This is a genomic window from Pararhizobium antarcticum, assembly GCF_001885585.1.
GTDB classification, from domain to species: domain Bacteria; phylum Pseudomonadota; class Alphaproteobacteria; order Rhizobiales; family Rhizobiaceae; genus Pararhizobium; species Pararhizobium antarcticum.
In genome coordinates, this window is sequence record NZ_LSRP01000118.1 from 120,563 (window position 1) to 144,772 (window position 24,210).

Consider the following 24,210-nt stretch of genomic DNA (forward strand, 5'->3'; position numbering starts at 1 on the left):
TCAGTAAGTGTGCCGAACAGGCATGCAGGAGTTGTTTGGGAGGAATGGAGTGAAGAGACTTCTGGTAACCGGCGCGGCCGGCGGATTGGGCCGTGTCATGCGCGCGCGAATGGCACGGTTTGCCGAGATTATCCGGGTTTCCGACATTGCGGATCTGGGCGTGGCTGCCGCGCATGAGGAACTGGTCACCTGCGATCTCGGCAATTCCGAAGCCGTGATGGCGCTCGTCGACGGCTGCGACGGCATCCTGCATCTCGGCGGCATCTCGGTCGAAGACAAGTTCTCGAAAATTCTCAACGCCAATCTGCTGGGCCTCTACAATCTCTACGAGGCTGCGCGTGCCCATGGCATGCCGCGCATCCTGTTTGCCAGTTCCAATCACACGGTGGGCTTCTACCGACAGGATGAGCACATCGATGCCACCGCGCCGATGCGGCCCGACGGGTTGTACGGTGTCTCGAAATGTTTCGGCGAGGCGCTGGCGCGCATGTATTTCGAAAAGTTCGGCCAGGAAACGGCGCTTGTGCGGATCGGCAGCTGCATGGAGCGGCCGCTTAATCACCGCATGCTCTCCACATGGATGTCCCATGACGATTTCGAGGCGATGATCGATTGCATCTTCCGCGCGCCAATGCTCGGCTGCCCTGTGCTCTGGGGCATCTCGAACAATGACAGCCGCTGGTGGGACAATTCGCACGCCGCCTATCTCGGCTGGAAGCCGCGCGACAATGCCGAGAAATTCCGGGCCGAGCTGGAGGCCACCGTTGGGCGTCCGCCGGCCTCATCGCCGCTCGCGCTTTACCAGGGCGGCATGTTCACGAAGGACCCGATCTTTTCCGAGAAAGCCTAGGGCCGCCGGTTCACACAGGGATTTCGACCGTGAACGAGAACCGTGCCATGCCGCCCGGAGCAAGCCTCTGGCTATAGGGTCGCTCCATGATGTCGTTGGAGCGCCCGGTTTCGGCGGCAATGCCGTGCCATGGCTCGATGCACAGGAACGGTGCTCCGGGTTTTGTCCAGAGGGCGAGGTTCGGCAGGTTCTCGAAGGTGAAGTGCAGCGCCGGCCCGTCTTCCGCCCCGTAGCGCAGGCCGGCTCCGGCCCCTTGCGGAAAGATCAGGGCGTCGTTTTTGAACATCTCGGGCTGCAGGACCAGTCGTCCAGCCGTGAACGGCGAGGGCAGGTGGCCCGGTTTGATCAATCCGCCATCCAGCTGCGCCAGCGGCGGCTCGCCGCCATTGTCGAGCGTTACCGCATGTGGTTTTTCTGCCGCGCCGGGCAGCGGCCACATGAAGGCCGGGTGAAAACCAATTCCAAAGGGCAGGTCCCGGCTGTCCTCGTTCGTCACTTCGGCGGCAACTGTCAACCGGTTGCCATCGAGGGCATGCTCGACGACAAGGCGGAACGCAAACGGGTATATCGCCTTGGTTTGCTCTGAAGCGACGAGTTCATGATGGCAGGCCATTGCCGTGGAGGAAACCAGGGCAAATTCATTGCGCCGGGCAAAGCCGTGCTGGCCCATGGGATAGTCTTTTCCATCGATACCGAGCAGGTCTCCGGGCGCTTTCCCGACAATCGGGAAAAGGACGGGAGACCGCCCGCCCCAATAGGCGACATCGCCATTCCAGAGCCAGGACCGGCCATCGCTGCTGGTGATCGCCTGCATTTCCGCACCGAGCGGGGAGACGTCGACGGCGAGAGACTGGTTTTCGATCCGGACCGATGTCGGCATGGCGTAACTCCTTATGGCTCGTTTTATCAAATCACACCTGCGAGCGGGATGAAATGCTTCGTCTCTTTCGGCTGACGGATCAGAAGGTCGGAGGCGTGCAGGCGCTGATGACTTCGCAGGGAACCGGGCCAACGCAGCGAAAGCGATGCGGCCGGCGGCTTTCGAAATAATAGGCATCGCCTGGCCCGAGAATGCGGCGCTCGTCGTCGACGGTGACTTCCAGTCGCCCGGACAGCACCACGCCGCCTTCCTCGCCCTCATGCACCAGCGGAACCTTGCCGGTGTCGGCGCCGGGCTGGTAACATTCCTTGAGGATCTGCAGGCTGCGGCCGAACAGATTGTCGCCGACCTGGCGGTAGGAAATCGCCCCCTTGCCAATCTCGGTCAGGTCTTCCGCGGCGTAAAAAGCCTTGCGCGGTTTTTCCGGTTTAAAGGCGAAGAATTCCGCAAGGCCGATCGGGATGCCGTCGAGAATGCGCTTCAGTGCGCCGACGGAAGGGTTGGAGGCGTTCGATTCGATCAGCGAGATGGTCGAATTGGTGACGCCCGTGCGCTTGGCGAGCTGGCGCTGCGACAGGTTGTGCAGCAGGCGCAGGTGACGAAGACGGTTTCCGATATCGACCGACATGCTCGATCCGTTTCTGTTGTTCGAAATATCGCAAACATACGCATGTCATAGGCATAAATTCAACGGCTTGGCGAGAAACAGAAAAGGACTTGTTCGCTTCTTCAAATCATGGCGGCTATGGCGCATCAAAAGGAGATGTCGATGGACGCCCATTCGAAACCGAACGCCCCGAGCCTGGACAGCTATTGGATGCCGTTCACCGCCAACCGCCAGTTCAAGGCGGCCCCGCGCATGATGGCGAGTGCCAGTGGCATGCATTACACCACGACCGAAGGACGCAGGGTGCTGGACGGTACCGCCGGTCTCTGGTGCGTCAATGCCGGCCACGGGCGCCGCCAGATCGCGTCTGCTGTCGAACGCCAGCTTCTCGACCTCGACTTCGCGCCCTCTTTCCAGATGGGCCATCCGATTGCCTTTGAATTTGCCGAGCGTCTCGCCGAAATTGCGCCGGGCGGCGCTGACGCAAGGCTCGATCGTATCTTCTTCACCGGCTCCGGTTCGGAATCGGTCGATACCGCTCTGAAGATCGCCATTGCCTATCAGCGCTCGATCGGGCAGGGAACCCGCAGCCGCCTGATCGGCCGCGAACGGGGCTATCACGGCGTCGGCTTCGGCGGCATTTCTGTCGGCGGTCTCGTCAACAATCGCCGCGTCTTCCCGCAGATCCCCGCCGATCACCTGCGCCACACCCATGATTTGTCGCGCAACGCCTATGTGAAGGGTCAGCCGGAGCATGGTGCCGAGCTTGCTGACGATCTCGAACGCATGGTGGCCCTGCATGGTGCCGAGACCATCGCCGCCTGTATCGTCGAGCCGGTCGCCGGTTCGACAGGCGTGCTCGTTCCGCCAAAGGGCTATCTCGAACGGCTGCGGGCAATCTGCAGCAAACACGGCATCTTGCTAATCTTCGACGAGGTCATCACCGGCTTTGGCCGACTTGGTTCGTCCTTTGCCACCGATCATTTTGGCGTTACCCCCGACATCATCACCACCGCAAAGGGCCTCACCAATGGCGCGATCCCGATGGGAGCGGTGTTTTGCAGCCGCATGGTCCATGATGCCTTGATGCACGGGCCGGACGGACAGATCGAGTTGTTTCACGGCTATACCTATTCCGGACACCCGGCCGCCTGCGCTGCCGGCATCGCGACCCTCGATATCTATCGCGATGAAGGTCTCCTGACCCGGGCAGCCGCGCTCGAGGCTGACTGGGCAGACGCCATCCACGCGCTGAAGGGCTTGCCCAATGTCATCGACATCCGCACCATCGGTCTGATTGCCGGCATCGAGCTTGCCTCGCGCGACGGCGCGATCGGAAAAAGGGCCTATGATGTGTTCGTCGATTGTTTCGAAAAAGGCCTTTTGATCCGCGTCACCGGCGACATCATCGCGCTCTCGCCGCCGCTGATCATCGAGCCCGCGCAGATCGGCGAGATCGTCTCGATGCTGGGTGATGCGCTGCAACGCGCGGCCTGAACTACAGCAAGGGATCGTCTGAGGGCCGCCGCTGATGGTGCGGCGACCTGTTTGCGGTCCTGAATCCGGATCGAGGTTCAGTGACCAAGGCGATCGACTGCCAGATTTCCGGCTGTCGTCAGCACAAGCACGCTCTCACTGCGCACCCGGCCTTCATCGACCAGATCGAGCTTTTCGAGATCGGAGACGATTTTCTGTGAAATCCGCTTGTCGCCGACCAGCCATCGTCCGCCGGTTTTCCGCTGGCGACGAAAGAAGGCGATCGCCTTGAGCGCGTCCTGCTGCGTGCGCGTCAGGGCGTGGCGCGGGTCCTGAACGATTACATTGTCGCTGAGCGATGCCATGTCAAACCTTCCCTTCATAAAAGAAAGTAACGTTACAGCCGATGTGGGGTTCCATGGCCCCCCATTCAAGCCGCAGCATCGCGACAGTCGTTCAATCGTCGATCAGACCGTCGAACACTTCCAGCATGGCGTCGCTGATGGCGGTCCCGAGGGCTGCCGCAGTCTGCGCCAGGGCTTCGTCGTTCATGTCGCGGGCCGCCATGGCAAAGGCCGCGCCCTGCGATGTGACGATCTCCTGGGCGCGCTGGATGGTCCAGAGGGCAAAATCATTGCGGCTCTCGATGGCAACGGTTTCCATGTTCAATTCCTCGTTCGTTTTCACGGTGTGCTTCCGTGGTCTGTGTAAGGTCGCGACATATAGGCGATTTTACCGCGTGGCCAAGGCTTCTGACTGCGGCGGCCTATGCGTGCGCGTCTCGTCAACGGGCGATATTTTCCGAACCTGTGCATTTCGCGCATAGGTGCCTTGAGGTCTTGGCGCTGTTCGAGGGGAGGGTATCGGCTTATATTGCAGACATCAAACGACGACAGAGCCAAGTGCGGTTGCTGGCGTCAACAGAACCTCACGAAAGGGGATCACCATGAACGTAGCACGCTCCTTCAACAACTGGCGCAAGTTCCGTCAGACCGTCAACGAACTTGACCGCATGTCGACCCGCGAACTGCGTGACCTCGGCATCGACCGCGCCGACATCCGCTCGGTCGCCCGCTCATCGATCGCTGGCTGATTTCAAGTCTGCCAACACATGTTGAATGTCTTCGACGCCCGCTTTCATCCAGCGGGCGTTTCGCTGTTCAGGTGCCGTTGCGGGACGCTAAAATGCCGTTTCAGCTATGCGGATTTTGCACGCCTGCCCTGCAAAGAGATGCCTATGAAATAAGCAAGAATCGAATATAGTCATACTTATCGAAGGGATGCACCTCCTCCCGCTGAACTTCGACAGAGCTTGCAGCCCACTCCTCCTCCCAGGGCTGCTTGCACAAGCAGCGGCGCTCCTCCTCCTAGTCGCTGCTTCGATATTGAAAGCCTGCCGCACCTCCTCCCGCGGCAGGCTTTTTTCGTTTGACGCTGCGGATTGCGGGACGAGAGCAGGCCGGAGCAGCCCCGCCCCCTCAAATCGGATGCGAATTCAAGACTTATGCCGTAGGATCATCGGCACACGCATCACCGCGCAGACACAACGGAGAATCCCAGAATGCCGGAACGAGAGATCCGCTGATGTTTCCGGATGAGGATGCAAACACTGCGGATCCAGCGATACCTTCCGACGTGCCGACGAAGCGCATGCTGTCTTGGTCGCGCAATTCGACACTCTATCGTCTCGGTCGGCGTATGATGACCGAGCGGGAACTGTTCGAGGCCATTGTTCGAAAGGCACGCACGAAGTTTGACGATATCAACGATGCGCAGGTGCAGGCCCTTGCTGCGGCCGCTGTGGCCTTTGCCTATGAGATCGGTGGATTGAACGACACGACCTATGCGCAGGTCCGCACGCGGTCGGGCGTCCGCAGCGGCAAATCGAAAAAGGCAATCGCGCAGAAACTGTCCGTCAAGGGCATTGCCCGGGAGACCGCACAGGCAGCACTCGAGGAAAGCAACGATCTCGTCGCTGCCGCCGTCTTTGCCCGCAAGCGGGGCTTTGGTCCGTTCCGGCGCGGCGAACTCGATGAAAAGCGGAAAATCAAGGAACTGTCCGCCTTCGCCCGCAACGGCTTTGCCTTCGATATCGGAAAGACGGTTTTCGGAATGGACAGGGAGGAAGCCGAAGAGATCATCCTGTCCGGCATGGCGCTCTGATTTGGCCGCTCACCGCCGTCAGCTTCCCCAGACGACAGCCTGTTCGTGCCGCTTGATGAGGTGCTTCAGCGTTTCAAAGCTGCTGCGGACATGCCGGGCGAAGTGGTCGATGGCGGGCGTGCGCGGGGCGTCGGCGCGCTTCAGCAGGCCGAGCGCCCGATCGGGGTGGGGAATGTTCACTGGAAGTGCCGTGATCGACTTTTCATTGCGCAGGGCAAAGACCACGCTGTGCGGCATGATGGTCAGCGCGTCGGCAGCTTTCATGTAGTTCACGACGCTCAACAGCGATCCCCCGGAGTAGCGGATCTTGATTTCCGTTGCGCCGAAGGAGAGCAGCATGCTGCGCAGATCGGCCAGAAGCGGGCTGCCGGGCGGCGGCGAAACCCAGGGAAAATCAAGCAGGTGCCCCGGCTGCGGCCGCCGCTTCAGTAGCAGCGGATGCGTCATGCGGCAGGCGACAACGTTGCGGCCGGGCAGGATCTGCTGGAACTCGAGACCGGATCCCTCGTCGAGAATGTCGATCGGGCAAATGGCCAGATCGATCTGGTCCGCGTGCAGGGCGGCGCGCAGGTCCGGAAAATAGCCGTAGGTCTGGTCGATGCGGACGTCCGGATAGAGGTTCTGGAACTCGGCAATCATGCCGGCAATCAACGCATCCATGAAAAAGGGCGTGCCGCCGACGCGCACGACGCCGCTCTTGCCGACGCGAAAACTCTCGACCACGTCTGAGGCCTTGCGCGATGCAGACAGCATCGTCTGGCCGTGATCGGCGAGCGCCCGTCCGAGCGGGGTGGGCTGCAGCGGGCGCCGGCCCTTGATGAACAGCGGCTCGCCGATGCGCGCCTCAAGCATTGAAAGCGTGCGCGACATGGCGGGCTGCGACAGGCCGAGCAGGGCTGCGCCCTCGGTGACGCCGCCGGTTTTGACAACGGCGGCAAGCTGGACAAGATGGCGTTCATCGATCTTCATAACGATATGGTATATTAAGCGGGAATAAAATCATCAACGGTTGTTTCCGGATGGGCTAGCTTTCTCTTCACCAGCCAATGCCCTGGAGGAGACGCATGACGCCGGGTCCCATCGCGCTGACTTTCAGCGAGGCCAACTCGTCCGAGATTTTCGCGCAGCGATTGCCGCAATCGACCGATGATACGCTGCCGCAGGTACTGGCAGCTGTCGTGACGCATCTGCATGCTGTCATCCGCGAATTTCGACCGACCCAGTCCGACTGGCGCAAGGTCATTGAATTCCTGACCGATGTCGGCCATGCCAGCGACGAGCGGCGCCAGGAATGGGTGCTTCTGTCGGATCTGCTCGGCGCTTCGGCTCTGGTCGAGGAGATCAATTCCCGCCGCCCGAAGACGGCCACGCCGAATACGGTGCGCGGCCCGTTTTTCCGGGCCGATGTGCCAGAGCTTGCCTCGGGCAGCGACATATCGCTGGATGGCATCGGCGAAACGCTCGAAGTCTCGGCACGGGTGGTCGACCTCGATGGTGGACCGGTTGCGGGTGCCGAAATCATCACGTGGCAGGCCAATGCGCAGGGGTTCTACGAGAACCAGCAGCCTGACCTGCAGCCGGAATTCAACCTGCGCGGCCTTTTCCGAAGCGATGCGGATGGTCGTTTCCGCTATCGTACGATTAGGCCCTCCGGCTACGGCGTTCCCGATGACGGGCCGGTTGGCAGACTGCTCGGGCGCGCCGGTTATCCGCTGCGGCGCCCGGCCCACCTGCATTTCCTCATCAAGGCGCCGGGCTTCGAGACGATCACGACCCATCTCTATGATGGCAGCGATCCGCATCTGGCCGAGGACGCAATTTTCGGCGTCAAGCCGGAACTGGTGTGCGCTTTCGAAAGACAGGAAAAGGGCGGACCGTGCTGGCGGCTGGATTTCACCTTCGTCATGGTTCTTGCCAGAAGAGGAGCCGAGGCCAGAAGGGGAGCAGAGGCCAGAAAGGGATCAGAGGCCAGAAAGGGATCAGAGGCATGAGCCGCGATTTTCTCTACACCGGCAGCCCGGCCCGTATCGTTTTCCGTGAAGGCGGCAGCGCCTCCGCTGGCGAATGGGTTGAGACGCTCGCCTGCAGCAAGGCGCTGGTCCTGTCGACGCAGCAGCAGAAGGCCGATGCGGAGGCGCTCGCCTTGCGGCTCGGCCCGCTCTGCGTCGGGGTCTTCGCCGGAGCCGTCATGCACACGCCGGTCGAGGTGACAGAGGCGGCCATGCAAGTCGTCCGCCAAAGTGGGGCCGATTGCGTTGTGTCGTTTGGCGGTGGGTCGACCACGGGCCTCGGCAAGGCCATCGCTTACCGCACCGACCTGCCGCAGATCGTCATTCCCACGACCTATGCCGGCTCCGAAGTCACGCCGATCCTCGGCCAGACCGAGGGCGGGCGCAAGACCACGGTCAGGCATGCCAGCATCCTGCCGGAAGTGGTGATCTACGATGCGGCACTGACGACGGGGCTTCCGGTGGCGATGAGCGTCACCTCCGGTCTGAATGCCATGGCGCATGCGGTCGAAGCGCTCTATGCGCGGGACTGCAATCCGATTTCGTCGCTGATGGCGGTGGAAGGGCTGCGGGCCTTTCAGTCCAGCCTGCCGGGGATCATGGTCGCGCCGGACGATATGGCGCTGCGCGCCGATGCGCTCTATGGCGCCTGGCTCTGCGGCACCGTGCTCGGCACCGTCGGCATGGCCCTGCACCACAAGATCTGCCACACGCTGGGTGGAACCTTCGACACGCCGCATGCCGAGACGCATGCGATCATGCTGCCGCACACGGCGGCCTACAATGCTGTCTCCGTGCCGGCGCTGCTGGCCCCTGTTGCCGAGATCTTCGGTGGGTCGGTCGACGGTTCTGTCGGGGGCGGGCTCTGGGATTTCGCCAAGGGGATTGGCGCGCCGATGGCCCTGAAGGATCTGGGACTGAGCGAAGCCGATCTTGACCGCGCCGCCGCCATCGCCACGGAAAACCCCTACTGGAACCCACGACCGATCGACCGGGCATCCATTCGCGCCCTGTTGCAGGATGCATTCGAGGGCAGGCGGCCGACATAGACTGAACGCAGACACGTCAATCTCTGGGAGGAGAGGACAATGGGAGGAGCAAACATGTTTACGAGACGCGATTTTCTGAAGACCACGGCGGCCACCGGTGCGCTGGCGGCGACATCGGGGCTTGCCGCCCCTGCCGTGGCGCAGGATGTGGCCATCAAGCTCGGTTACGTCAGCCCGCAGACCGGGCCGCTCGCCGCCTTTGGCGAGGCCGACAAGTTCGTCATCGACAGCTTCCTGTCGACCACCAGGGCGATGGGCCTCAATTACGAGGTCGTCGTCAAGGACAGCCAGTCCAACCCCAACCGGGCGGCGGAAGTGGCCAAGGAACTGATCGTCGATGACGAGGTCAACCTGATGCTCGTCGCCTCGACGCCGGAAACCACCAATCCGGTGGCGACCACCTGCGAGGCGGAGGAAATGCCGTGCATTTCCACAGTCGCGCCATGGCAGCCCTGGTTTATCGGTCAGCAGGGCAATCCCGGCGATCCGGCCTCATGGAAACCGTTCAACTACGCCTATCACTTCTTCTGGGGCCTCGAAGACGTCATCGCCGTCTTCACCAATATGTGGGCGCAGATCGAGACCAACAAGAAAGTCGGGGGCCTGTTCCCGAACGATGGCGACGGCAATGCCTGGGGCGACCCGGTTGTCGGCTTCCCGCCGGTGCTGGAAAAAATGGGCTATGCGCTCACCGATCCCGGGCGCTACCAGAACATGACCGATGATTTCTCGGCGCAGATCAACGCGTTCAAGTCAGGCCAGTGCGAGATCATCACCGGCGTCGTCATCCCACCGGACTTCACCACCTTCTGGAACCAGGCCAAGCAGCAGGGGTTTGCCCCCAAGGTCGCCTCGATCGGCAAGGCGCTGCTGTTCCCGCAGACGGTGGAGGCGCTCGGCACCGCCGGCCATAACCTGTCGTCGGAAGTCTGGTGGACACCCAGCCATCCCTTCAAGTCGTCGCTGACCGGCGAGACCTCAGCCCAGGTGGCGGATGCCTTTACCAAGGCGACCAGCCGGCCATGGACGCAGCCGATCGGTTTTGCCCATGCGCTGTTCGAGCTGGCCGTGGACGTGATGAAGCGCGCCGGTGACCCGACCGATGGCGATGGCGTCGCCGAGGCGATCGCGGCCACAAGGCTCGATACGCTGGTCGGCCCGATTGCCTGGGACGGCAAGGGCGTGCCGCCGTTTGCGGCTAAGAACATTGCCAAGACCCCTTTGGTCGGCGGCCAGTGGCGGCTGAAGGATGGCGGCGGTTACGATCTCATCATCACCGACAACAAGACGGCGCCGAACATTCCGGTCGGCGGCAAGATGGAAGTGATCGCCTGACACTTGACGCGGGGCCTGTCGAAGGGCCCCGCCTGTTCTGGGAGGGACGGGCTTGGAAATTCTCGAACTCGACGGCATCTGCAAGACGTTCGGCGCGCTCACCGTCGCCGATCAGATCAGCTTTGCCGTCAGCGAAGGCGAAGCGCTCGGGATCATCGGGCCAAACGGCGCGGGCAAGTCGACGCTGTTCAACCTGATCACCGGCAACATCGCGACCGACAGTGGCGCGATCCGTTTCCGGGGCCGCGATGTCACACGCACGCCGCCGATGGCGCGGTGCCTGTCGGGCATGGGCCGCACATTCCAGATCCCGCAGCCCTTCGAGAAGCTCACCGTGTTCGAGAACCTCCTGGTGGCCGGTGCCTTCGGCTCGGAGCGTGGCGAGGCGGATGTCGCGGATCGCTGCGCGGAAATCCTTGTTGACACCGGGCTGATCGACAAGGCGAATGTTCTGGCCGGCAGCCTCAGCCTTTTGGAACGCAAGCGGCTGGAACTGGCCCGTGCGCTGGCCACCGAGCCGAAACTGCTGCTGCTCGACGAAATTGCCGGCGGGCTGACGGAAGGCGAGTGCCGGTCGCTGGTGGCGACCATTCGCGCCATTCATGCGCGCGGCGTCGCCGTCATCTGGATCGAGCATGTGCTGCATGCCTTGAATTCCGTCGTCGAGCGTCTTCTGGTCCTGCATTTCGGCAAGGTCATCGGTATCGGCAAGCCCGAGGAAATCATGGCCTCGCGGGATGTGCGTGAAATCTACCTGGGGATCGAAGTCTGATGGCGCTGCTTGAAACCAGGGGGCTGACGGCGTCCTATGGCGATTTCCAGGCGCTGTTCGGCGTCGATATCACGGTGGGCGCCGGCGAGACGATTGCCATTATCGGTGCCAATGGTGCCGGCAAAACGACTTTGATGCGCTCCATTGCCGGCGTGCTCTCGAACCAGGCAGCCTCGATCCTGTATCGGGATGAACCGATCGGGGCTTTGCAGGCGCCGGATATCGTCGCCCGGGGGATCGCCATGGTGCCGGAGGGGCGAAAGCTGTTTCCATCGCTCACCGTGGAGGAAAACCTGCTGGTCGGCCGCTATGGCCGCAGGACCGACGGGCCATGGCATCTTGACAGCGTCTATGGCCTGTTTCCGGTCCTGAAGGAACGGCGCAACACTCCGTCGACGGCGCTTTCGGGCGGGCAACAGCAGATGGTGGCGATCGGCCGGGCGCTGATGTCCAATCCCGAACTGCTGCTCTGCGACGAGATCAGCCTTGGCCTTGCGCCCGTCATCGTGCGTGACATTTACGCGGCCTTCCCGCGCATCCGCGAAACCGGGGCCTCGATCGTCATCGTCGAGCAGGACATCGCTCAGGCCCTGAAGGTCGCCGACCGCGTCTACTGCATGATGGAGGGCCGGGTCACCCTGTCCGGCCGCTCTGCGGATCTGACCCGCGACGCCATCCACACCGCCTATTTCGGGGCTGATCCAGGAGCGGAGCATCATGAACTGGCTTGATACGATCCTTCAGGGCGTCCTGCTCGGTGGCCTCTATGCGTTGTTTGCGGCGGGGCTCAGTCTTGTCTTCGGCATCATGCGGCTGGTCAATCTCGCCCATGGCGACCTGATCGTGCTTGCGGCCTTCCTGATCCTCGTGCTGGTGACGGCGCTCGGCCTCAACCCGTTTCTCGCCGCGCTGGTCGCGGCACCCTTGATGTTTGCCATCGGCTGGGGTCTGCAATATTTCCTGCTCAACCGCACGCTCGGCAAGGATATCCTGCCGCCGCTTTTGGTGACCTTCGGCCTGTCGATCGTCATCCAGAACGGCCTGCTCGAGGGCTTTTCTGCCGACAGCCGCCGCGTCGTTGCCGGCAGCCTGGAAAGTGCGTCGGTCAATCTCGGGCCTGTGACCGCCGGCGTGATGCCGCTGATGACGTTCTTTTCGGCGGTCGCCGTGATTGTCGGCCTCAACCAGATGATCTACCGGACGTCGGTCGGGCGCGCGTTCCGCGCCACGTCCGACGATCCCGTGACCGCCGGCCTGATGGGCATCCGGCCCCAGCGCATCTTTGCGCTGGCCACGGGACTTGCCATGGTGGTGGTGACGATCGCGGCGCTCTATCTCGGAACGCGGGCCAATTTCGATCCGACATCCGGTCCGTCGCGGCTGATCTATGCCTTCGAGGCGGTGATCATCGGCGGCCTCGGTTCGCTCTGGGGCACGCTTGCCGGCGGCATCATTCTCGGGCTCGCCCAGACGGTGGGGGCCGCGATCAATCCGGAATGGCAGATCCTGTCTGGCCATCTCGCCTTCCTTGCCGTTCTCCTGTTCAAGCCGCGCGGCCTTTTCCCGCGCGCCGTCGATTGAGGCCGCGAAATGACCCTGGCAAATCCCCCCTTTACGGTCGAGACGCGCACGCGGGCATCGCAGCTGTTTGCCATTGCGGCCATCCTTGTGCTGGTCATCGCTTTTGCCGCTCCCTTCATCGTCTCGCGCAGCATCATCCAGGATCTGTTCTTCATCCTGACCATGCTGGTGCTGGCGCAGAACTGGAACCTTCTGGCCGGTTATGCCGGCCTGATCTCCGTCGGCCAGCAGGTCTTCGTCGGCTTCGGCGGCTACGCGCTGTTCGGCTGCGTCAGCCTGCTCGGTATCGATCCGCTGCCGGCGATCCTGATTGCGGGCCTGTTCTCTGTGGCGCTGGCCATCCCGACGGCCTTTTTCACCTTCCGGCTCTACGGTCCCTATTTTGCCATCGGCACCTGGGTTGTGGCAGAGGTCGTGCGGCTGCTTCTGGCGCAATGGAAGGCTCTGGGCGGCGGTACCGGCACGTCGTTGCCGCGCGAAGCCACCCGCGACATGATGGGTGTCGATTTGATGCGCGATCTGTTCGGAATGAAGGCCGCACAGGCGAGCGATGCGCTGACCTACTGGCTGGCGCTGATCCTCGTGATCGCCACGATCGGCTTCATCTACAGGCTGCTGCGCTCAAAACAAGGGCTTGGCCTTGCGGCCGTGCGCGACAACGAGCAGGCGGCGCGCGCCGTCGGTGTCGATGCGCGGCGCATGAAGGCCATGGTCTACCTGACGACCGCCTTCATCACCGGCGTCGCCGGGGCGCTGATCTATCTGCAGAAGGCGCGGATTTCGCCGGATGCCGCCTTTTCCGTCGTGGACTGGACGGCCTATGTGATCTTCATCGTCGTGATCGGCGGCATCGGCACAATCGAAGGGCCGATCCTCGGTGTGATCCTCTTCTTTCTGCTGCAGACCATCCTGGCCGACTATGGCTCCTGGTATCTGCTGATGCTGGGTCTCATCGGCATCGTCGTCATGCTTTTTGCGCCGCGCGGTCTCTGGGGCCTGTTCTCCGACCGCACCGGCATCCAGCTTTTTCCGGTTCGCCGCAGGTTGAAGGGCGGGCCGCTCGGTCACAGCATCAAGGGAGGGCCACATGGCTGACATTACCACCGACATCCTCATCATTGGCACCGGACCGGCCGGCTCGGCCACGGCAGCGCTGCTGTCGAGCTACGGCATCGAGAACATGGTGATCAACCGCTACCGCTGGCTGGCCAGCACGCCGCGCGCCCACATCACCAACCAGCGCACCATGGAGGTTCTGCGCGACCTCGGCCGCGATGTAGAGGACGAAGGCTACACGCGGGCGACCGAGCAGGACCTGATGGGCGAAAACGTCTTCTGCACGGCGATCGACGGCGAGGAGATCGGCCGCATGAAGAGCTGGGGCACGCATCCCTTGTCGCGCGCCGAGCATCTTCTGTCCTCGCCCTGCCACATGAACGATCTGCCGCAGACCTATATGGAGCCGCTGCTGTTCACCACCGCCTGTTCGCGCGGCACCCAGGCGCGCATGTCGACCGAATATCTGAGCCATGAACAGGATGCCGATGGCGTCACCACCACCTGCCTCGACCGGCTGACGAACAAAGCGTTTACCGTCCGCTCGAAATACCTCGTCGGTGCCGATGGCGGCAATTCCAAGGTGGCGGAGCATGCCGGGCTGAGCTTCGAGGGCAGGATGGGCGTCGCCGGGTCGATGAACATCCTGTTCCAGGCCGACCTGTCGCGCTACGTCGCGCATCGTCCGTCGGTGCTTTACTGGGTGCTGCAACCGGGCGCCGATGTCGGCGGCATCGGCATGGGGCTGGTGCGCATGGTCCGGCCCTGGAACGAATGGCTCATCGTCTGGGGATACGACATCAACCAGCCGGCACCATCGGTCGATGAGGCGCATGCAAAGAAGGTGGTACGCGATCTCGTCGGCGTCCCCGATCTTGAGATGACCATCAAGTCGGTCTCGACCTGGACGGTCAACAACATGTACGCCACCACCGTCTCGAACGGGCGCGTCTTCTGCATGGGCGACGCGATCCACCGGCATCCGCCGTCCAACGGACTTGGCTCGAACACCTCGATCCAGGATGCCTTCAACCTCGCCTGGAAACTTGCCTATGTGCTGAAGGGCACCGCCGGGCCGACACTGCTCGATAGCTACCAGGCCGAACGCGCGCCGATCGCCAAGCAGATCGTCACCCGCGCCAACAAGTCGATCGAGGAGTTCGGCCCGATCTTCAAGGCGCTCGGCCTGCTCGATTCCATCGATCCCGTGAAGATGCAGCAGAACATGGATGCCCGCTGCAACGATACGACGGCCGCCGAGGTGCAGCGTGCTGCGATCCGCAAGGCGATCGCCGACAAGGTCTACGAGTTCGATTGCCATGGCGTCGAGATGAACCAGCGCTATCGGTCCGATGCCGTTCTTGCCGATGGTCAGCCTGAGCCGGCCTTCACCAAGGATCCGGAACTGCATTGCCAGCAAACGAGCTGGCCCGGTGCCCGTTTGCCGCATGCCTGGGTATTTTCCGCCACGGGCGAGAAGGTGTCGACGCTCGATCTCGCGGGTCATGGCAAATTCACCGTGCTGACCGGCATTGGCGGGCAGGGCTGGGTGGAGGCTGCGAGAAGCCTCGGCAAGGCTTTCGGCATCGAAATCGCCGTCCACATGATCGGTCCGCGCCAACCATGGCAGGATTTTACCGGCGACTGGGCGAATATCCGCGAGATCGACGATAGCGGCGTGCTGCTGGTCCGGCCCGATCATCACGTGGCGTGGCGCCGGGACAATATGGTAGCCGATCCGTCCGCAGAGCTGCGCCGGGCGCTGACCGCGATATTGGGAAAGGGAGGACAGGAGGATGAACGCGCATGAAAAGGGTTTCTTCACCGAGGAAAACTCCGTCGAGGTCGTCACCGGGCGCAACAGCGGTGCCAGCGACGCGCGGCTGAAGCAGGTCATGGAGGTCGTCACCCGCAAGCTGCATGAGGCGGTCAAGGAGATCGAACCGACACAGGACGAATGGATGCAGGCGATCCTGTTTCTGACGCGCACCGGCCAGATGTGCAATGAATGGCGCCAGGAGTTCATCCTGTTGTCGGATGTTCTGGGTGTGTCGATGCTGGTCGATGCGATCAACAACCGCAAGCCGTCCGGTGCGTCGGAGAGCACGGTGCTTGGCCCCTTCCATGTCGATGGTGCACCCGAACTGGAGATGGGCGCCAACATATGCCTCGACGCCAAGGGCGAGGACATGTTCATCCAGGGGCGGATTCTCGATACGAAGGGGCATCCGATCGCGGATGCTGTCATCGACGTCTGGCAAGCCAATGACGAGGGGTTCTATGACGTCCAGCAACAGGGCATCCAGCCGGATTTCAACCTGCGCGGCGTGTTCCGCACCGGTGCCGATGGGCGCTACTGGTTCCGGGCGGTGAAGCCGAAATATTATCCGATCCCGGATGATGGTCCTGTCGGAAAGATGCTGGGGCAACTCGGTCGTCACCCCTATCGCCCGGCGCATCTGCACTACATCATCAAGGCAGAAGGCTTCGAGGCGCTGGTGACGCATATCTTCGACCCGGACGATCCCTATATCAACTCCGATGCCGTCTTCGGCGTGAAGGAAAGCCTGCTGACAGAGTTTCGCTGGACACAGGCACCGGATCGGTCAGCGCTTTATGGGTTCGACGGCGATTTCTGGGATGTCGACCATGATTTCGTGCTTGCCCGGACGGGGGAAGCCTGACGATCCTTCTCCGGCTATCCTCTGCGATTTTGATGCCACAGGCAGGTTTGCGGCAAAACTTTACCGCAACAAGCACTGGCTAAAAATATCCGGCTGGGGCTAGTGTACCTGTCAGGCAGATTCGACAGTGGGGCGCGCGAAATCGCGGCCCCATAGGCATTTCGTGCCCTGTTTCGTGATCCATCCCGAGAGGCAAAGGCAGACGTAATGGCCCAGAACGCGAAAATGTCTCAAGTCCCGGCGCTCAGCCTCCTGCAGCAGACCGATGCCCGGCATCATTTCCATCCCTTCTCCGACAATCATGAACTCGCCCAGATCGGCACGCGCATCATCGACAGGGCTGAGGGCGTCTATATCTACGACATCGAGGGCAACCGGATCCTCGATGGCATGTCGGGTCTGTGGAACGTCGCCGTCGGCTATGATCGCAAGGAGATCATCGACGCGATCACCAAGCAGCTGCACCAGCTGGCCTATTACAACACCTTCTTCAAGACCTCGCACATGCCGGCGATCGAGTTGTCCGAACTGCTGGCCGAGATTTCGCCGCCGCAGTTTAACCGGGTCTTCTATACAAGCTCCGGTTCCGAGGCGAACGACACGATCATCCGCATGGTGCGCACCTATTGGGCGACGAAGGGCGCGCCCGAGCGCCAGGTGATCATTGGCCGCTGGAATGGCTATCACGGCTCGACCATTGGCGGCGCAAGCCTTGGCGGGATGAAATACATGCACGCGCAGGGCGGCCTGCCGATATCAGGCATTCATCATATCGACCAGCCCTACTGGTATGGTGAAGGCGGCGACGAGGATCCCGAAGCGTTCGGCATTCGCGTTGCACGGCAGCTGGAAACGGCGATCCTGGAGATCGGCGTCGACAAGGTTGCGGCCTTCATCGGTGAACCGGTGCAGGGTGCCGGCGGCGTCATCATTCCACCGAAGAGCTACTGGCCGGAAATCCAGCGGATCTGCAACCAGTATGGCATCCTGTTGATCGCCGACGAGGTCATCTGCGGGTTTGGCCGCACCGGCAACTGGTTCGGCTGCCAGACCTTCGGCTTCGAACCGGATCTCATCGCCTTTGCCAAGGCGGTCTCTTCCGGCTACCAGCCGATCGGCGGCGTGCTGGTCTCCGACAAGGTGGCCGACGTGCTCGACAGCATCGGCGACGATTTCAACCATGGTTACACGAATTCGGCGCATCCGGCCGGGTGTGCCGCCGCGATTGCCAATATCCGCATCATCCAGAACGAGAAACTGATCGAGCGTATCCGCGACGATATCGGCCCCTATCTGCAGACGCGCTGGGCCGAACTTGGCGATCATCCGCTGGTCGGTGAGGCGCGCATGGTGGGCCTCATCGGTGCGCTGGAGCTTTCCCCGGACAAGGCGCGGCGTGCGCCCTTCGCCAAGGTCGGTTCCGCCGGAATGATCTGCCGGGACATCTCATTTGCAAGCGGCCTGATCATGCGCGCAACGCGCGACACGATGCTGCTTGCGCCGCCCTTCATCGTCAGCCATGACGAAGTCGATTTCATCGTGAAAACAGCCCGTGACGTGCTCGATCGTACCGCGCTTGAACTGAAAGAGCGGGGTCTCGCATGACACTGAATGGTTCGGGCCCAGGCTCTGCGGGACAGGGCTATATCGACGCCTTTGCCATCGGCATTTCCGGCCAGCTTTACGGCAAGCGGGAACCGGCGCGCGACCGGGAGCGGCTTTTGCGCGACGGTCTCAACATGTCGGCCTGCGCGCTTCTGTTTGATGCGCGCGGCGTCAATCCGACGCCCGAGGGCATTGGGGGTTATGATGGCGATCCGGATGCCAGCGCCCGGGTGATCGGCGACCTGGTGCCCGTTCCCTGGGCCAAGGTTCCGACGCAGCAATGCCTGCTCGATCTTCGCCATGCGGCAACCGGCGAGCGCTTCTGGTACGATCCGCGCAAGATCCTGCAGGACGTCGTCGATCGGCTGAATGCCGACGGGCTCTACCCGGTTGTTGCCTGCGAACTCGAATTCTACCTGACCGCGGCAAAGCGCAACCCGGATGGCGGCGTGGCTCCGGCCAATCTGGCACGCACCGGCGCGCCGCCACGCACGGAAGAAAATTTCAGTCTCTCGCTGGTCGAGGACTATGCCGATTTCATCGCCGACATTGCCGCCGCGTCCGAGGCACAGGGCGTTCCTGTGGGTACGGCGATTTCCGAATATGGCATTGCGCAGTTCGAGATCAATCTCGAGCATGGTCCCGATCCCGTGCTGGCGGCCGATCAGGCGGTCTTGCTGCGGCGCATCGTGCGGGGCGTGGCGCGGGCGCGGGGCGACGATGCCACGTTCATGGCAAAGCCCTTCGTCGAGCAGCCCGGCAGCGGCATGCATGTGCATGTCAGCCTGGTCGACAAGGACGGCAAGAACCGCATGTCCGGCGAAGACGCGCTCCTGGAACCGGCCGTTGCCGGTCTGCAGCGGACGCTGGCCGAAACTATGGCCTTCTACGCACCGAACTTCTCGAGTTTCCGACGCTTGAAGCCAAAGATGTTCGTGCCGATGGATACGAGCTGGGGCTACAACAACCGGTCGGTAGCCTTCCGCGTGCCGACCGGCTCCGACAAGGCGCGGCGCATCGAACACCGGGTTGCCGGCGCCGATGCCAGTCCGCATCTGGTTGTCGCCGCCATCCTTGCCGGCATGCATGCCGGTATCAAGGGCAAATGGCAGCCGACGCCGCCGATCGAGGGCGTTTCCGAGGGCGATGGCAGCGACCTGCCGCGCAACCTGATTGCCGCACTCGACCGCATGACCGGCAGCGCGGTGCTGAAGGAGTATATTCCGCAACGGTTCCTGCAGCTCTTCCGGGACAACCGCATGGGCGAATTCGAGGCTTTGTTTCATGCACCGAGCGCAGTCGAGTATGACTTCTACCTCTAGCCGGTCAGAGATCGACAGGTCTCTCCCTTGAAGGCCTCGTGAAAAGACGGGGCTTTGATTCAGATAGCCAAAGATTGACAGGGAGCGGCGTGCCCTCCTAAAACGGCGCTTCCATGAAGATCGCGTTTCATTCGCCGCTGAAGTCTCCGCATCATCCCGTTCCCTCCGGCGACAGGCTGATGGCGCGTCTCGTCATTGCGGCGCTGCGCCAGGCGGGTCACGCGGTCGAGGTGGTCACGGAATTGCGGACGTTCAGCAAGTCACCGTCTCTGGACTCTGCCGCCGCGATGGAAAAAGCGGCCGAGGCGGAACGGGCACGCATTGCACAGCACTGGCTGGAGCGCGGCAAACCGGATGTCTGGTTCTGCTACCATCCCTATTACAAGGCGCCCGACCTGCTCGGGCCCGAACTGGCGCGCCGGTTCGGCATACCCTATGTGACCGCCGAGGCCTCGCATTCGTCGCGGCGCAACACCGGCCCCTGGGCTGCGGCACAACAGATAGTCGCCGATGCCGTCCGCCAGGCGGCGGTCAATATCTGCTTTACCCATCGAGATCGCGTTGGGTTGCTGGAGGCGCTGCCCCAGGCGCGCACGGCGATGCTGGCACCCTTCATCGAGACGTCGGAATTTCGTCTCCGCACACCGAATCCGGAGCCCGGCCGTCTTGTCACCATCGCGATGATGCGCCCCGGCGACAAGATGGACAGCTACCGGATGCTTGCGGCGGCCCTTTATCTCCTGCCCGACCTCGACTGGCGGCTTTCCGTCATCGGTGACGGCGTGTGCCGACCCGAAATCGAGACGCTGTTTGCCGGCATGCCGAAGGATCGGATCGAGTGGCATGGCGAGCAGGCGACGGCTGCCGTTGCCGCGCTCTTGTCGCGCGCTGCCCTCTACGTCTGGCCCGGCTGCGGCGAGGCTTACGGGCTTGCCTATCTTGAGGCGCAGGCCGCAGGTCTTCCGGTGGTCGCCCAGCATATTGCCGGCGTGCCGGAGGTCGTGATGCACGCACGGACCGGTCTTCTGACACCGGCCGGCGATGTCGGGGCCTATGCCGGCGCTATCCGCCGACTGCTGGTCGACGAAAGCGAGCGGCAGGCCATGGCGCAAGAAGCCCGACGGTTTGTTGGCGAGGAGCGTGACCTTGCGACTGCATCCGTCCAACTCGATCGAATTCTGCGCCACCATCTGGAGACGGGCCGATGACGACTGATGCGACGATCTGGGCGCCGCTGGTCCGCGAGCTCGATCGCTGGCACGATGCCGGAAAAACGGCCACCTTCTGGCTGCGGGATGACGACGCCATCGAACCCACGGCAGCGCTTGACCGGTTGCTCGCGGTGACAGGCCGCCATTCGGCGCCGGTAACGCTTGCCGTCATCCCGGCCGGAACCGGCGCAGCGCTTGCCGATCGTCTCAGGCCCGTTTCTCATGCCACGGTTGCCGTGCACGGATGGGCGCATGTGAACCACGCGCCGGAGGGAAAAAAGAAGCAGGAGCTTGGCGGTCCGGCAAGGCCGTTGGAAACCGTGCTGGCCGAACTGGGCGTCGGCTTTGGACGTCTCTCCGCACTTTTCGGCACGGGTTTCGTGCCGCTGCTGGTGCCGCCGTGGAACCGGATCGATGCCGGCCTCCTGCCATTGCTGGGTGATATCGGCTTTACGGCGCTTTCGGTCTACGGCGCGGAAAAACCGGGGCCGATCCGGATGCTGAACACGCATGTCGATGTCATGGACTGGCACGGCACGCGCGGTGGTCGTGATCCTGCTGTTTTGGTCGAGGAGACAGCGGCGCGATTGCAACGGATCTTCGTGGATGGCGGAACGGTCGGCGTCTTGACGCATCACCTCGTTCATGACGAGACCGTGTGGGCTTTTCTCTACGGGCTTTTTACCGTTACTGCCGGCCACCCGGCGTGCAACTGGGCATCCGTGAGGGAATGTCTTGTGAATGCGTGAGGCGTCTAGAGATCGATTACCTGGCCATCGCGGGCGGCAAAGGCACGTGGGAATTCGCGCGCTGCGGCCTCGCCGATCGCGTCGAGCTCTGCATCGGTGCGAAGTGGCGAATGATGGATGAAGGCGATGCGCTTGACGCCGGCCGCCTTGGCGAGCCGGATCGCGTGCTGCCAGGTGGAGTGGCCGTAACCGACATAACGCGGCATTTCATCGTCGGTATAGGTGCAGTCATAGATGAAGAGATCGGCATCCTGGATCAGGTCGAGCACGGCTGGATCGAGAATGCCGGCCGTGTGTTCGGTGTCGGTGATCATGGCCGCCGCCTGGCCACCCCATTCGACCCTGTAGCCGATGGCGCCGCCCGGATGGTTGAGACTGCCGGTGCGGATCGCCACATCCGGATAGGGTGTCAGCGTGTCGCCGGACTGGAAGTCGACGCAGCCGATCCGGGCCCTGCAGATGTCCGGCTCGACCGGAAACCAGGGCGGTCGCATGAACTCGCCGATCATCTGGCGTGTGCTCATGCGGCCCGCCAAATGGCCCGACCACAGCGCCACGGAGGCATGCGGATCAAAAAGTGCCGGAAAATAGGGAAGACCGATGATGTGGTCGTAATGGCAATGCGTGAAAAACACGTTGAAGTCGGAAACGCCTTCGGCCTTCAAAACCTGGCCGGCTGGCATGAGGCCTGATCCCGCATCGAAAAGCAGACGGTGATCACCGCAGCGCATCTCGACACAGATCGTATTGCCTCCATATTTCTGGAAGGCGGCGCCTGATACCGGCAGGCTGCCACGCACTCCCCAAAACCGCACCCGAAACACGTTCCTGTTCACTCTCTTGCTTGCCTCTGACCAGCCTGATCCAGGCGATTTTTTACCGGTTGGTCAAGATATCCCTTACTTTCAGGGATTTAGCTTGTTTGTTTGCGTTCGTCCGGCCTCTGGTGCCGCCTCATTTTTGCCATGTTAGCCAAACTGCCAGACTTAGGCGAGTGTCGAATTCGCTTTTTCTTGCGATCTGTGGTTCAGAAGGACACAACACCAGAACTGTTGTCAATTCGCTTACGGAAACGCAAAAAGAATGCTGCCCTCGAAACGTCCCCGGATCGCCGTCGTCGCGGATGCGCATTTTCACGACCTCTACGGCGACTACGACTTTCCGGGCATTCCGAATAGCGAACGATCGATGGCCGTGCGGATGCTGGCGGACACGGCGCGCTCGACGCGGGTGTTCAACGAAAGCCACGCGGCGCTGTGCTTCACGCTCGACGATATTGCCGCCCGCGATATCCGCCACGTCGTGCTGCTGGGTGACTATTCCGATGATGGGCAGGTTGCGACCGTGGCTGGCGTCAAGCGCGTGCTCGATGACTATGCCAGCCGTTTCGGAATGCGATTTTACGCCACCGTCGGCAACCATGATATCTTTGGCGAGCAGGGCCGGCATCGGTCGAAACGGTTCCTGACCGAAAGCGGCAGCTATCGCCTGGTGACGAGCGATCCGCAGGCCAGCGATGTGCATGCGCAGATGGTCAATGTCACCCCGAAGATGTTCTGCGAAGGCTATCCTGCCGGCCTTGCTGCGCTCCCGGATGTCGGGTTTTTTCGCCGGCCGGGCGATCTCCACTGGGAGACGCCCTTCGGCGTGGGCGACGATCTGGAGGGGCGACGCTACGAGGTGCGGTCTCAGGACGGAACCGTCGTCCGCCGGCTGGTCGATGCGTCCTATCTGACCGAACCGTTTCCGGGTGTGTGGTTGCTGATGATCGACGCCAATGTGTTCGAACCGGTCTCCGGCGTTCCAGTGGGCACAAGCGGCGACCTTGCCGACAGCACCGGGGCTGGATGGAATGCGATGCTGCGGCACAAGCCGTTCCTTTTCGACTGGATGCGGGATGTCGCTGACCGGGCTGGCCGCCTCGGCAAATGCCTGCTGGCGTTTTCTCACTATCCTGCCATCGATCCGCTCAATGAAACGCTTGCCGACGAGCTTTCGCTGATGGGCCGGACCAGTTTTTCGGACCGCATCCCGGCCCCCGACGTTGCAACGGCATTGATCGATGCCGGCATCGGCATTCATTTCAGCGGCCACCTGCATGTCAACGACACAGCGCGGGTCCGGCGGGATGGCGGCGCGCTGCTCAATATTGCCGTGCCCTCGCTCGTCGCCTTTCCCTGCGGCTACAAGATCTTGACGGTCGAGCCCGGGCATCTGCATGTCGAGACTGTCGGGATCGGGACAATGCCGATCGACCCGGCACTCCAGGCACTCTATCAGGCCGAGGTGGTGCGATCCGGTCTCAAGACCGGAACCATGCTCGAAGCGCAGGATTACGGCACGTTTTTATATGCGCATCTCGGCCATCTGGTCGGCCGTCGCTTCCTGAAACGGGAGTGGCCGAGGGACATTGTCTCTCTGCTGCAGGTCCTGACCCTGGCCGACGTTGCGTTTCTGGCGATCGAGCGCCAGCCCGTGCCGGTGCGCGAAGCCGTGTCAGCGCTGGAGAAGCTTCGCGCCCGCCCGCAGGCACAAAACCGCCTCTTGCAACGGCTCAAGGGTGACAGCGCAGCGCTCGATGCAATGCGGGCGGTGTCGATGATGACCTTCCTTGCTGATTGGTACCGCCTGCGCATGGCGAGCGAACTGGCGCTCGACTGGATCGAGGCCGATCATCTGGCCCAATATGCTGTCGTGGCGGACCTTCTCCGCGAGGGATCGTGGGAGGGGGACAGCGCCGTGCAGGCCCGGTTTGCTCTCTTGTTTCGTATGTATGGCAAGTTCGTGTCCGGCCTGCCGTCGCGCAATTTCCGGATCGATCTCGCAAGTTGCGAGATCGACTGAGGCGAGGTCAGCGGTGG

At 62.4% G+C, this 24,210-nt stretch carries 24 protein-coding genes; 18 read left to right on the forward strand and 6 right to left on the reverse strand.

Features of this window, described 5'->3' with window-relative positions:
* Nucleotides 1-49 precede the first annotated feature (49 nt).
* On the forward strand, nt 50-850 hold the full coding sequence (locus AX760_RS21185) for an NAD-dependent epimerase/dehydratase family protein (RefSeq protein ID WP_071834998.1): 801 nt from the start codon (nt 50-52) through the stop codon (nt 848-850).
* Nucleotides 851-860: 10 nt separating this feature from the next.
* On the opposite strand, the gene AX760_RS21190 is transcribed toward AX760_RS21185, so the two are convergent.
* Entirely contained in the window at nt 861-1,730 is an 870-nt protein-coding gene (locus tag AX760_RS21190; protein ID WP_071834999.1) for an aldose 1-epimerase family protein, read from the reverse strand.
* Between the two features lie 79 nt (nt 1,731-1,809).
* Entirely contained in the window at nt 1,810-2,358 is a 549-nt protein-coding gene (locus AX760_RS21195) for a cupin domain-containing protein (protein ID WP_071835000.1), read from the reverse strand.
* Between the two features lie 141 nt (nt 2,359-2,499).
* Here AX760_RS21195 and aptA point away from each other — a divergent pair, with 141 nt between their 5' ends.
* Nucleotides 2,500-3,834, forward strand: a complete 1,335-nt coding sequence (gene aptA / locus AX760_RS21200) for an omega-aminotransferase AptA (RefSeq protein ID WP_071835073.1) — start codon at nt 2,500-2,502, stop codon at nt 3,832-3,834.
* 77 nt (nt 3,835-3,911) lie between these two features.
* Here aptA and AX760_RS21205 read toward each other — a convergent pair whose 3' ends face one another.
* Nucleotides 3,912-4,178 carry a hypothetical protein gene (locus tag AX760_RS21205; RefSeq protein ID WP_071835001.1) on the reverse strand — a complete coding sequence of 89 codons (267 nt, stop codon included), beginning with the start codon at nt 4,176-4,178 and terminating at the stop codon, nt 3,912-3,914.
* A gap of 91 nt (nt 4,179-4,269) precedes the next feature.
* Nucleotides 4,270-4,476 carry a hypothetical protein gene (locus tag AX760_RS21210; protein ID WP_071835002.1) on the reverse strand — a complete coding sequence of 69 codons (207 nt, stop codon included), beginning with the start codon at nt 4,474-4,476 and terminating at the stop codon, nt 4,270-4,272.
* Between the two features lie 283 nt (nt 4,477-4,759).
* Here AX760_RS21210 and AX760_RS21215 point away from each other — a divergent pair, with 283 nt between their 5' ends.
* A complete protein-coding gene (locus AX760_RS21215) occupies nt 4,760-4,906 on the forward strand; it encodes a DUF1127 domain-containing protein (protein WP_071835003.1) in 147 nt (48 codons plus the stop codon).
* Nucleotides 4,907-5,397: 491 nt separating this feature from the next.
* Complete coding sequence (gene recX / locus AX760_RS21220) at nt 5,398-5,976, forward strand: recombination regulator RecX (RefSeq protein ID WP_071835004.1); 579 nt, start codon at nt 5,398-5,400, stop codon at nt 5,974-5,976.
* Nucleotides 5,977-5,994: 18 nt separating this feature from the next.
* Here the strand turns inward: recX and AX760_RS21225 are convergent, their stop codons facing one another.
* Nucleotides 5,995-6,945, reverse strand: a complete 951-nt coding sequence (locus AX760_RS21225) for a LysR family transcriptional regulator (protein ID WP_071835005.1) — start codon at nt 6,943-6,945, stop codon at nt 5,995-5,997.
* Nucleotides 6,946-7,040: 95 nt separating this feature from the next.
* Here AX760_RS21225 and AX760_RS21230 point away from each other — a divergent pair, with 95 nt between their 5' ends.
* The 13 genes from AX760_RS21230 (at nt 7,041) to AX760_RS21290 (ending at nt 21,349) form a co-directional block, all read left to right on the forward strand.
* Complete coding sequence (locus AX760_RS21230) at nt 7,041-7,967, forward strand: dioxygenase family protein (protein WP_071835006.1); 927 nt, start codon at nt 7,041-7,043, stop codon at nt 7,965-7,967.
* Nucleotides 7,964-9,034, forward strand: coding sequence for a maleylacetate reductase (locus tag AX760_RS21235; protein ID WP_071835007.1), 1,071 nt, complete (start codon nt 7,964-7,966; stop codon nt 9,032-9,034). The genes AX760_RS21230 and AX760_RS21235 overlap by 4 nt, the downstream gene beginning before the upstream one ends.
* A 54-nt stretch (nt 9,035-9,088) precedes the next feature.
* On the forward strand, nt 9,089-10,369 hold the full coding sequence (locus AX760_RS21240; protein WP_071835008.1) for an ABC transporter substrate-binding protein: 1,281 nt from the start codon (nt 9,089-9,091) through the stop codon (nt 10,367-10,369).
* A 52-nt stretch (nt 10,370-10,421) separates the two neighbouring features.
* The gene (locus AX760_RS21245; RefSeq protein WP_071835009.1) at nt 10,422-11,141 is read left to right on the forward strand and encodes an ABC transporter ATP-binding protein; all 720 of its coding nucleotides are present in this window, start codon (nt 10,422-10,424) and stop codon (nt 11,139-11,141) included.
* On the forward strand, nt 11,141-11,872 hold the full coding sequence (locus AX760_RS21250) for an ABC transporter ATP-binding protein (RefSeq protein ID WP_071835010.1): 732 nt from the start codon (nt 11,141-11,143) through the stop codon (nt 11,870-11,872). The genes AX760_RS21245 and AX760_RS21250 overlap by 1 nt, the downstream gene beginning before the upstream one ends.
* The gene (locus AX760_RS21255) at nt 11,859-12,722 is read left to right on the forward strand and encodes a branched-chain amino acid ABC transporter permease (protein ID WP_071835011.1); all 864 of its coding nucleotides are present in this window, start codon (nt 11,859-11,861) and stop codon (nt 12,720-12,722) included. Before AX760_RS21250 ends, AX760_RS21255 begins: the two co-directional genes overlap by 14 nt.
* Before the next feature lie 9 nt (nt 12,723-12,731).
* The gene (locus tag AX760_RS21260; RefSeq protein ID WP_071835012.1) at nt 12,732-13,817 is read left to right on the forward strand and encodes a branched-chain amino acid ABC transporter permease; all 1,086 of its coding nucleotides are present in this window, start codon (nt 12,732-12,734) and stop codon (nt 13,815-13,817) included.
* Complete coding sequence (locus AX760_RS21265) at nt 13,810-15,588, forward strand: FAD-dependent oxidoreductase (RefSeq protein ID WP_071835013.1); 1,779 nt, start codon at nt 13,810-13,812, stop codon at nt 15,586-15,588. Before AX760_RS21260 ends, AX760_RS21265 begins: the two co-directional genes overlap by 8 nt.
* Nucleotides 15,575-16,462 (forward strand): intradiol ring-cleavage dioxygenase, encoded by an 888-nt coding sequence (locus tag AX760_RS21270; protein WP_071835014.1) that lies wholly within the window; start codon nt 15,575-15,577, stop codon nt 16,460-16,462. The genes AX760_RS21265 and AX760_RS21270 overlap by 14 nt, the downstream gene beginning before the upstream one ends.
* 225 nt (nt 16,463-16,687) lie before the next feature.
* The gene (locus AX760_RS21275) at nt 16,688-18,067 is read left to right on the forward strand and encodes an aspartate aminotransferase family protein (RefSeq protein ID WP_071835074.1); all 1,380 of its coding nucleotides are present in this window, start codon (nt 16,688-16,690) and stop codon (nt 18,065-18,067) included.
* A complete protein-coding gene (locus AX760_RS21280) occupies nt 18,064-19,389 on the forward strand; it encodes a glutamine synthetase family protein (protein ID WP_071835015.1) in 1,326 nt (441 codons plus the stop codon). Before AX760_RS21275 ends, AX760_RS21280 begins: the two co-directional genes overlap by 4 nt.
* 113 nt (nt 19,390-19,502) lie before the next feature.
* On the forward strand, nt 19,503-20,597 hold the full coding sequence (locus AX760_RS21285) for a glycosyltransferase family 4 protein (protein ID WP_071835016.1): 1,095 nt from the start codon (nt 19,503-19,505) through the stop codon (nt 20,595-20,597).
* Nucleotides 20,594-21,349, forward strand: coding sequence for a polysaccharide deacetylase family protein (locus tag AX760_RS21290; protein WP_071835017.1), 756 nt, complete (start codon nt 20,594-20,596; stop codon nt 21,347-21,349). Before AX760_RS21285 ends, AX760_RS21290 begins: the two co-directional genes overlap by 4 nt.
* Before the next feature lie 5 nt (nt 21,350-21,354).
* On the opposite strand, the gene AX760_RS21295 is transcribed toward AX760_RS21290, so the two are convergent.
* Nucleotides 21,355-22,185 carry an MBL fold metallo-hydrolase gene (locus AX760_RS21295; protein WP_071835018.1) on the reverse strand — a complete coding sequence of 277 codons (831 nt, stop codon included), beginning with the start codon at nt 22,183-22,185 and terminating at the stop codon, nt 21,355-21,357.
* A gap of 247 nt (nt 22,186-22,432) precedes the next feature.
* Here AX760_RS21295 and AX760_RS21300 point away from each other — a divergent pair, with 247 nt between their 5' ends.
* Nucleotides 22,433-24,193 (forward strand): metallophosphoesterase family protein, encoded by a 1,761-nt coding sequence (locus tag AX760_RS21300; protein WP_071835019.1) that lies wholly within the window; start codon nt 22,433-22,435, stop codon nt 24,191-24,193.
* The last annotated feature ends 17 nt before the right edge of the window (nt 24,194-24,210 follow it).

Coding starts and splice junctions, on each gene's coding strand:
- AX760_RS21190 (WP_071834999.1), bottom strand. CDS start 1,730: ATGCCGACATCGGTCCGGATCGAAAACCAGTCTCTCGCCGTCGACGTC.
- AX760_RS21195 (WP_071835000.1), bottom strand. CDS start 2,358: ATGTCGGTCGATATCGGAAACCGTCTTCGTCACCTGCGCCTGCTGCAC.
- aptA (WP_071835073.1), top strand. CDS start 2,500: ATGGACGCCCATTCGAAACCGAACGCCCCGAGCCTGGACAGCTATTGG.
- AX760_RS21205 (WP_071835001.1), bottom strand. CDS start 4,178: ATGGCATCGCTCAGCGACAATGTAATCGTTCAGGACCCGCGCCACGCC.
- AX760_RS21210 (WP_071835002.1), bottom strand. CDS start 4,476: ATGGAAACCGTTGCCATCGAGAGCCGCAATGATTTTGCCCTCTGGACC.
- AX760_RS21215 (WP_071835003.1), top strand. CDS start 4,760: ATGAACGTAGCACGCTCCTTCAACAACTGGCGCAAGTTCCGTCAGACC.
- recX (WP_071835004.1), top strand. CDS start 5,398: ATGTTTCCGGATGAGGATGCAAACACTGCGGATCCAGCGATACCTTCC.
- AX760_RS21225 (WP_071835005.1), bottom strand. CDS start 6,945: ATGAAGATCGATGAACGCCATCTTGTCCAGCTTGCCGCCGTTGTCAAA.
- AX760_RS21230 (WP_071835006.1), top strand. CDS start 7,041: ATGACGCCGGGTCCCATCGCGCTGACTTTCAGCGAGGCCAACTCGTCC.
- AX760_RS21235 (WP_071835007.1), top strand. CDS start 7,964: ATGAGCCGCGATTTTCTCTACACCGGCAGCCCGGCCCGTATCGTTTTC.
- AX760_RS21240 (WP_071835008.1), top strand. CDS start 9,089: ATGTTTACGAGACGCGATTTTCTGAAGACCACGGCGGCCACCGGTGCG.
- AX760_RS21250 (WP_071835010.1), top strand. CDS start 11,141: ATGGCGCTGCTTGAAACCAGGGGGCTGACGGCGTCCTATGGCGATTTC.
- AX760_RS21255 (WP_071835011.1), top strand. CDS start 11,859: ATGAACTGGCTTGATACGATCCTTCAGGGCGTCCTGCTCGGTGGCCTC.
- AX760_RS21260 (WP_071835012.1), top strand. CDS start 12,732: ATGACCCTGGCAAATCCCCCCTTTACGGTCGAGACGCGCACGCGGGCA.
- AX760_RS21265 (WP_071835013.1), top strand. CDS start 13,810: ATGGCTGACATTACCACCGACATCCTCATCATTGGCACCGGACCGGCC.
- AX760_RS21270 (WP_071835014.1), top strand. CDS start 15,575: ATGAACGCGCATGAAAAGGGTTTCTTCACCGAGGAAAACTCCGTCGAG.
- AX760_RS21275 (WP_071835074.1), top strand. CDS start 16,688: ATGTCTCAAGTCCCGGCGCTCAGCCTCCTGCAGCAGACCGATGCCCGG.
- AX760_RS21280 (WP_071835015.1), top strand. CDS start 18,064: ATGACACTGAATGGTTCGGGCCCAGGCTCTGCGGGACAGGGCTATATC.
- AX760_RS21285 (WP_071835016.1), top strand. CDS start 19,503: ATGAAGATCGCGTTTCATTCGCCGCTGAAGTCTCCGCATCATCCCGTT.
- AX760_RS21290 (WP_071835017.1), top strand. CDS start 20,594: ATGACGACTGATGCGACGATCTGGGCGCCGCTGGTCCGCGAGCTCGAT.
- AX760_RS21300 (WP_071835019.1), top strand. CDS start 22,433: ATGCTGCCCTCGAAACGTCCCCGGATCGCCGTCGTCGCGGATGCGCAT.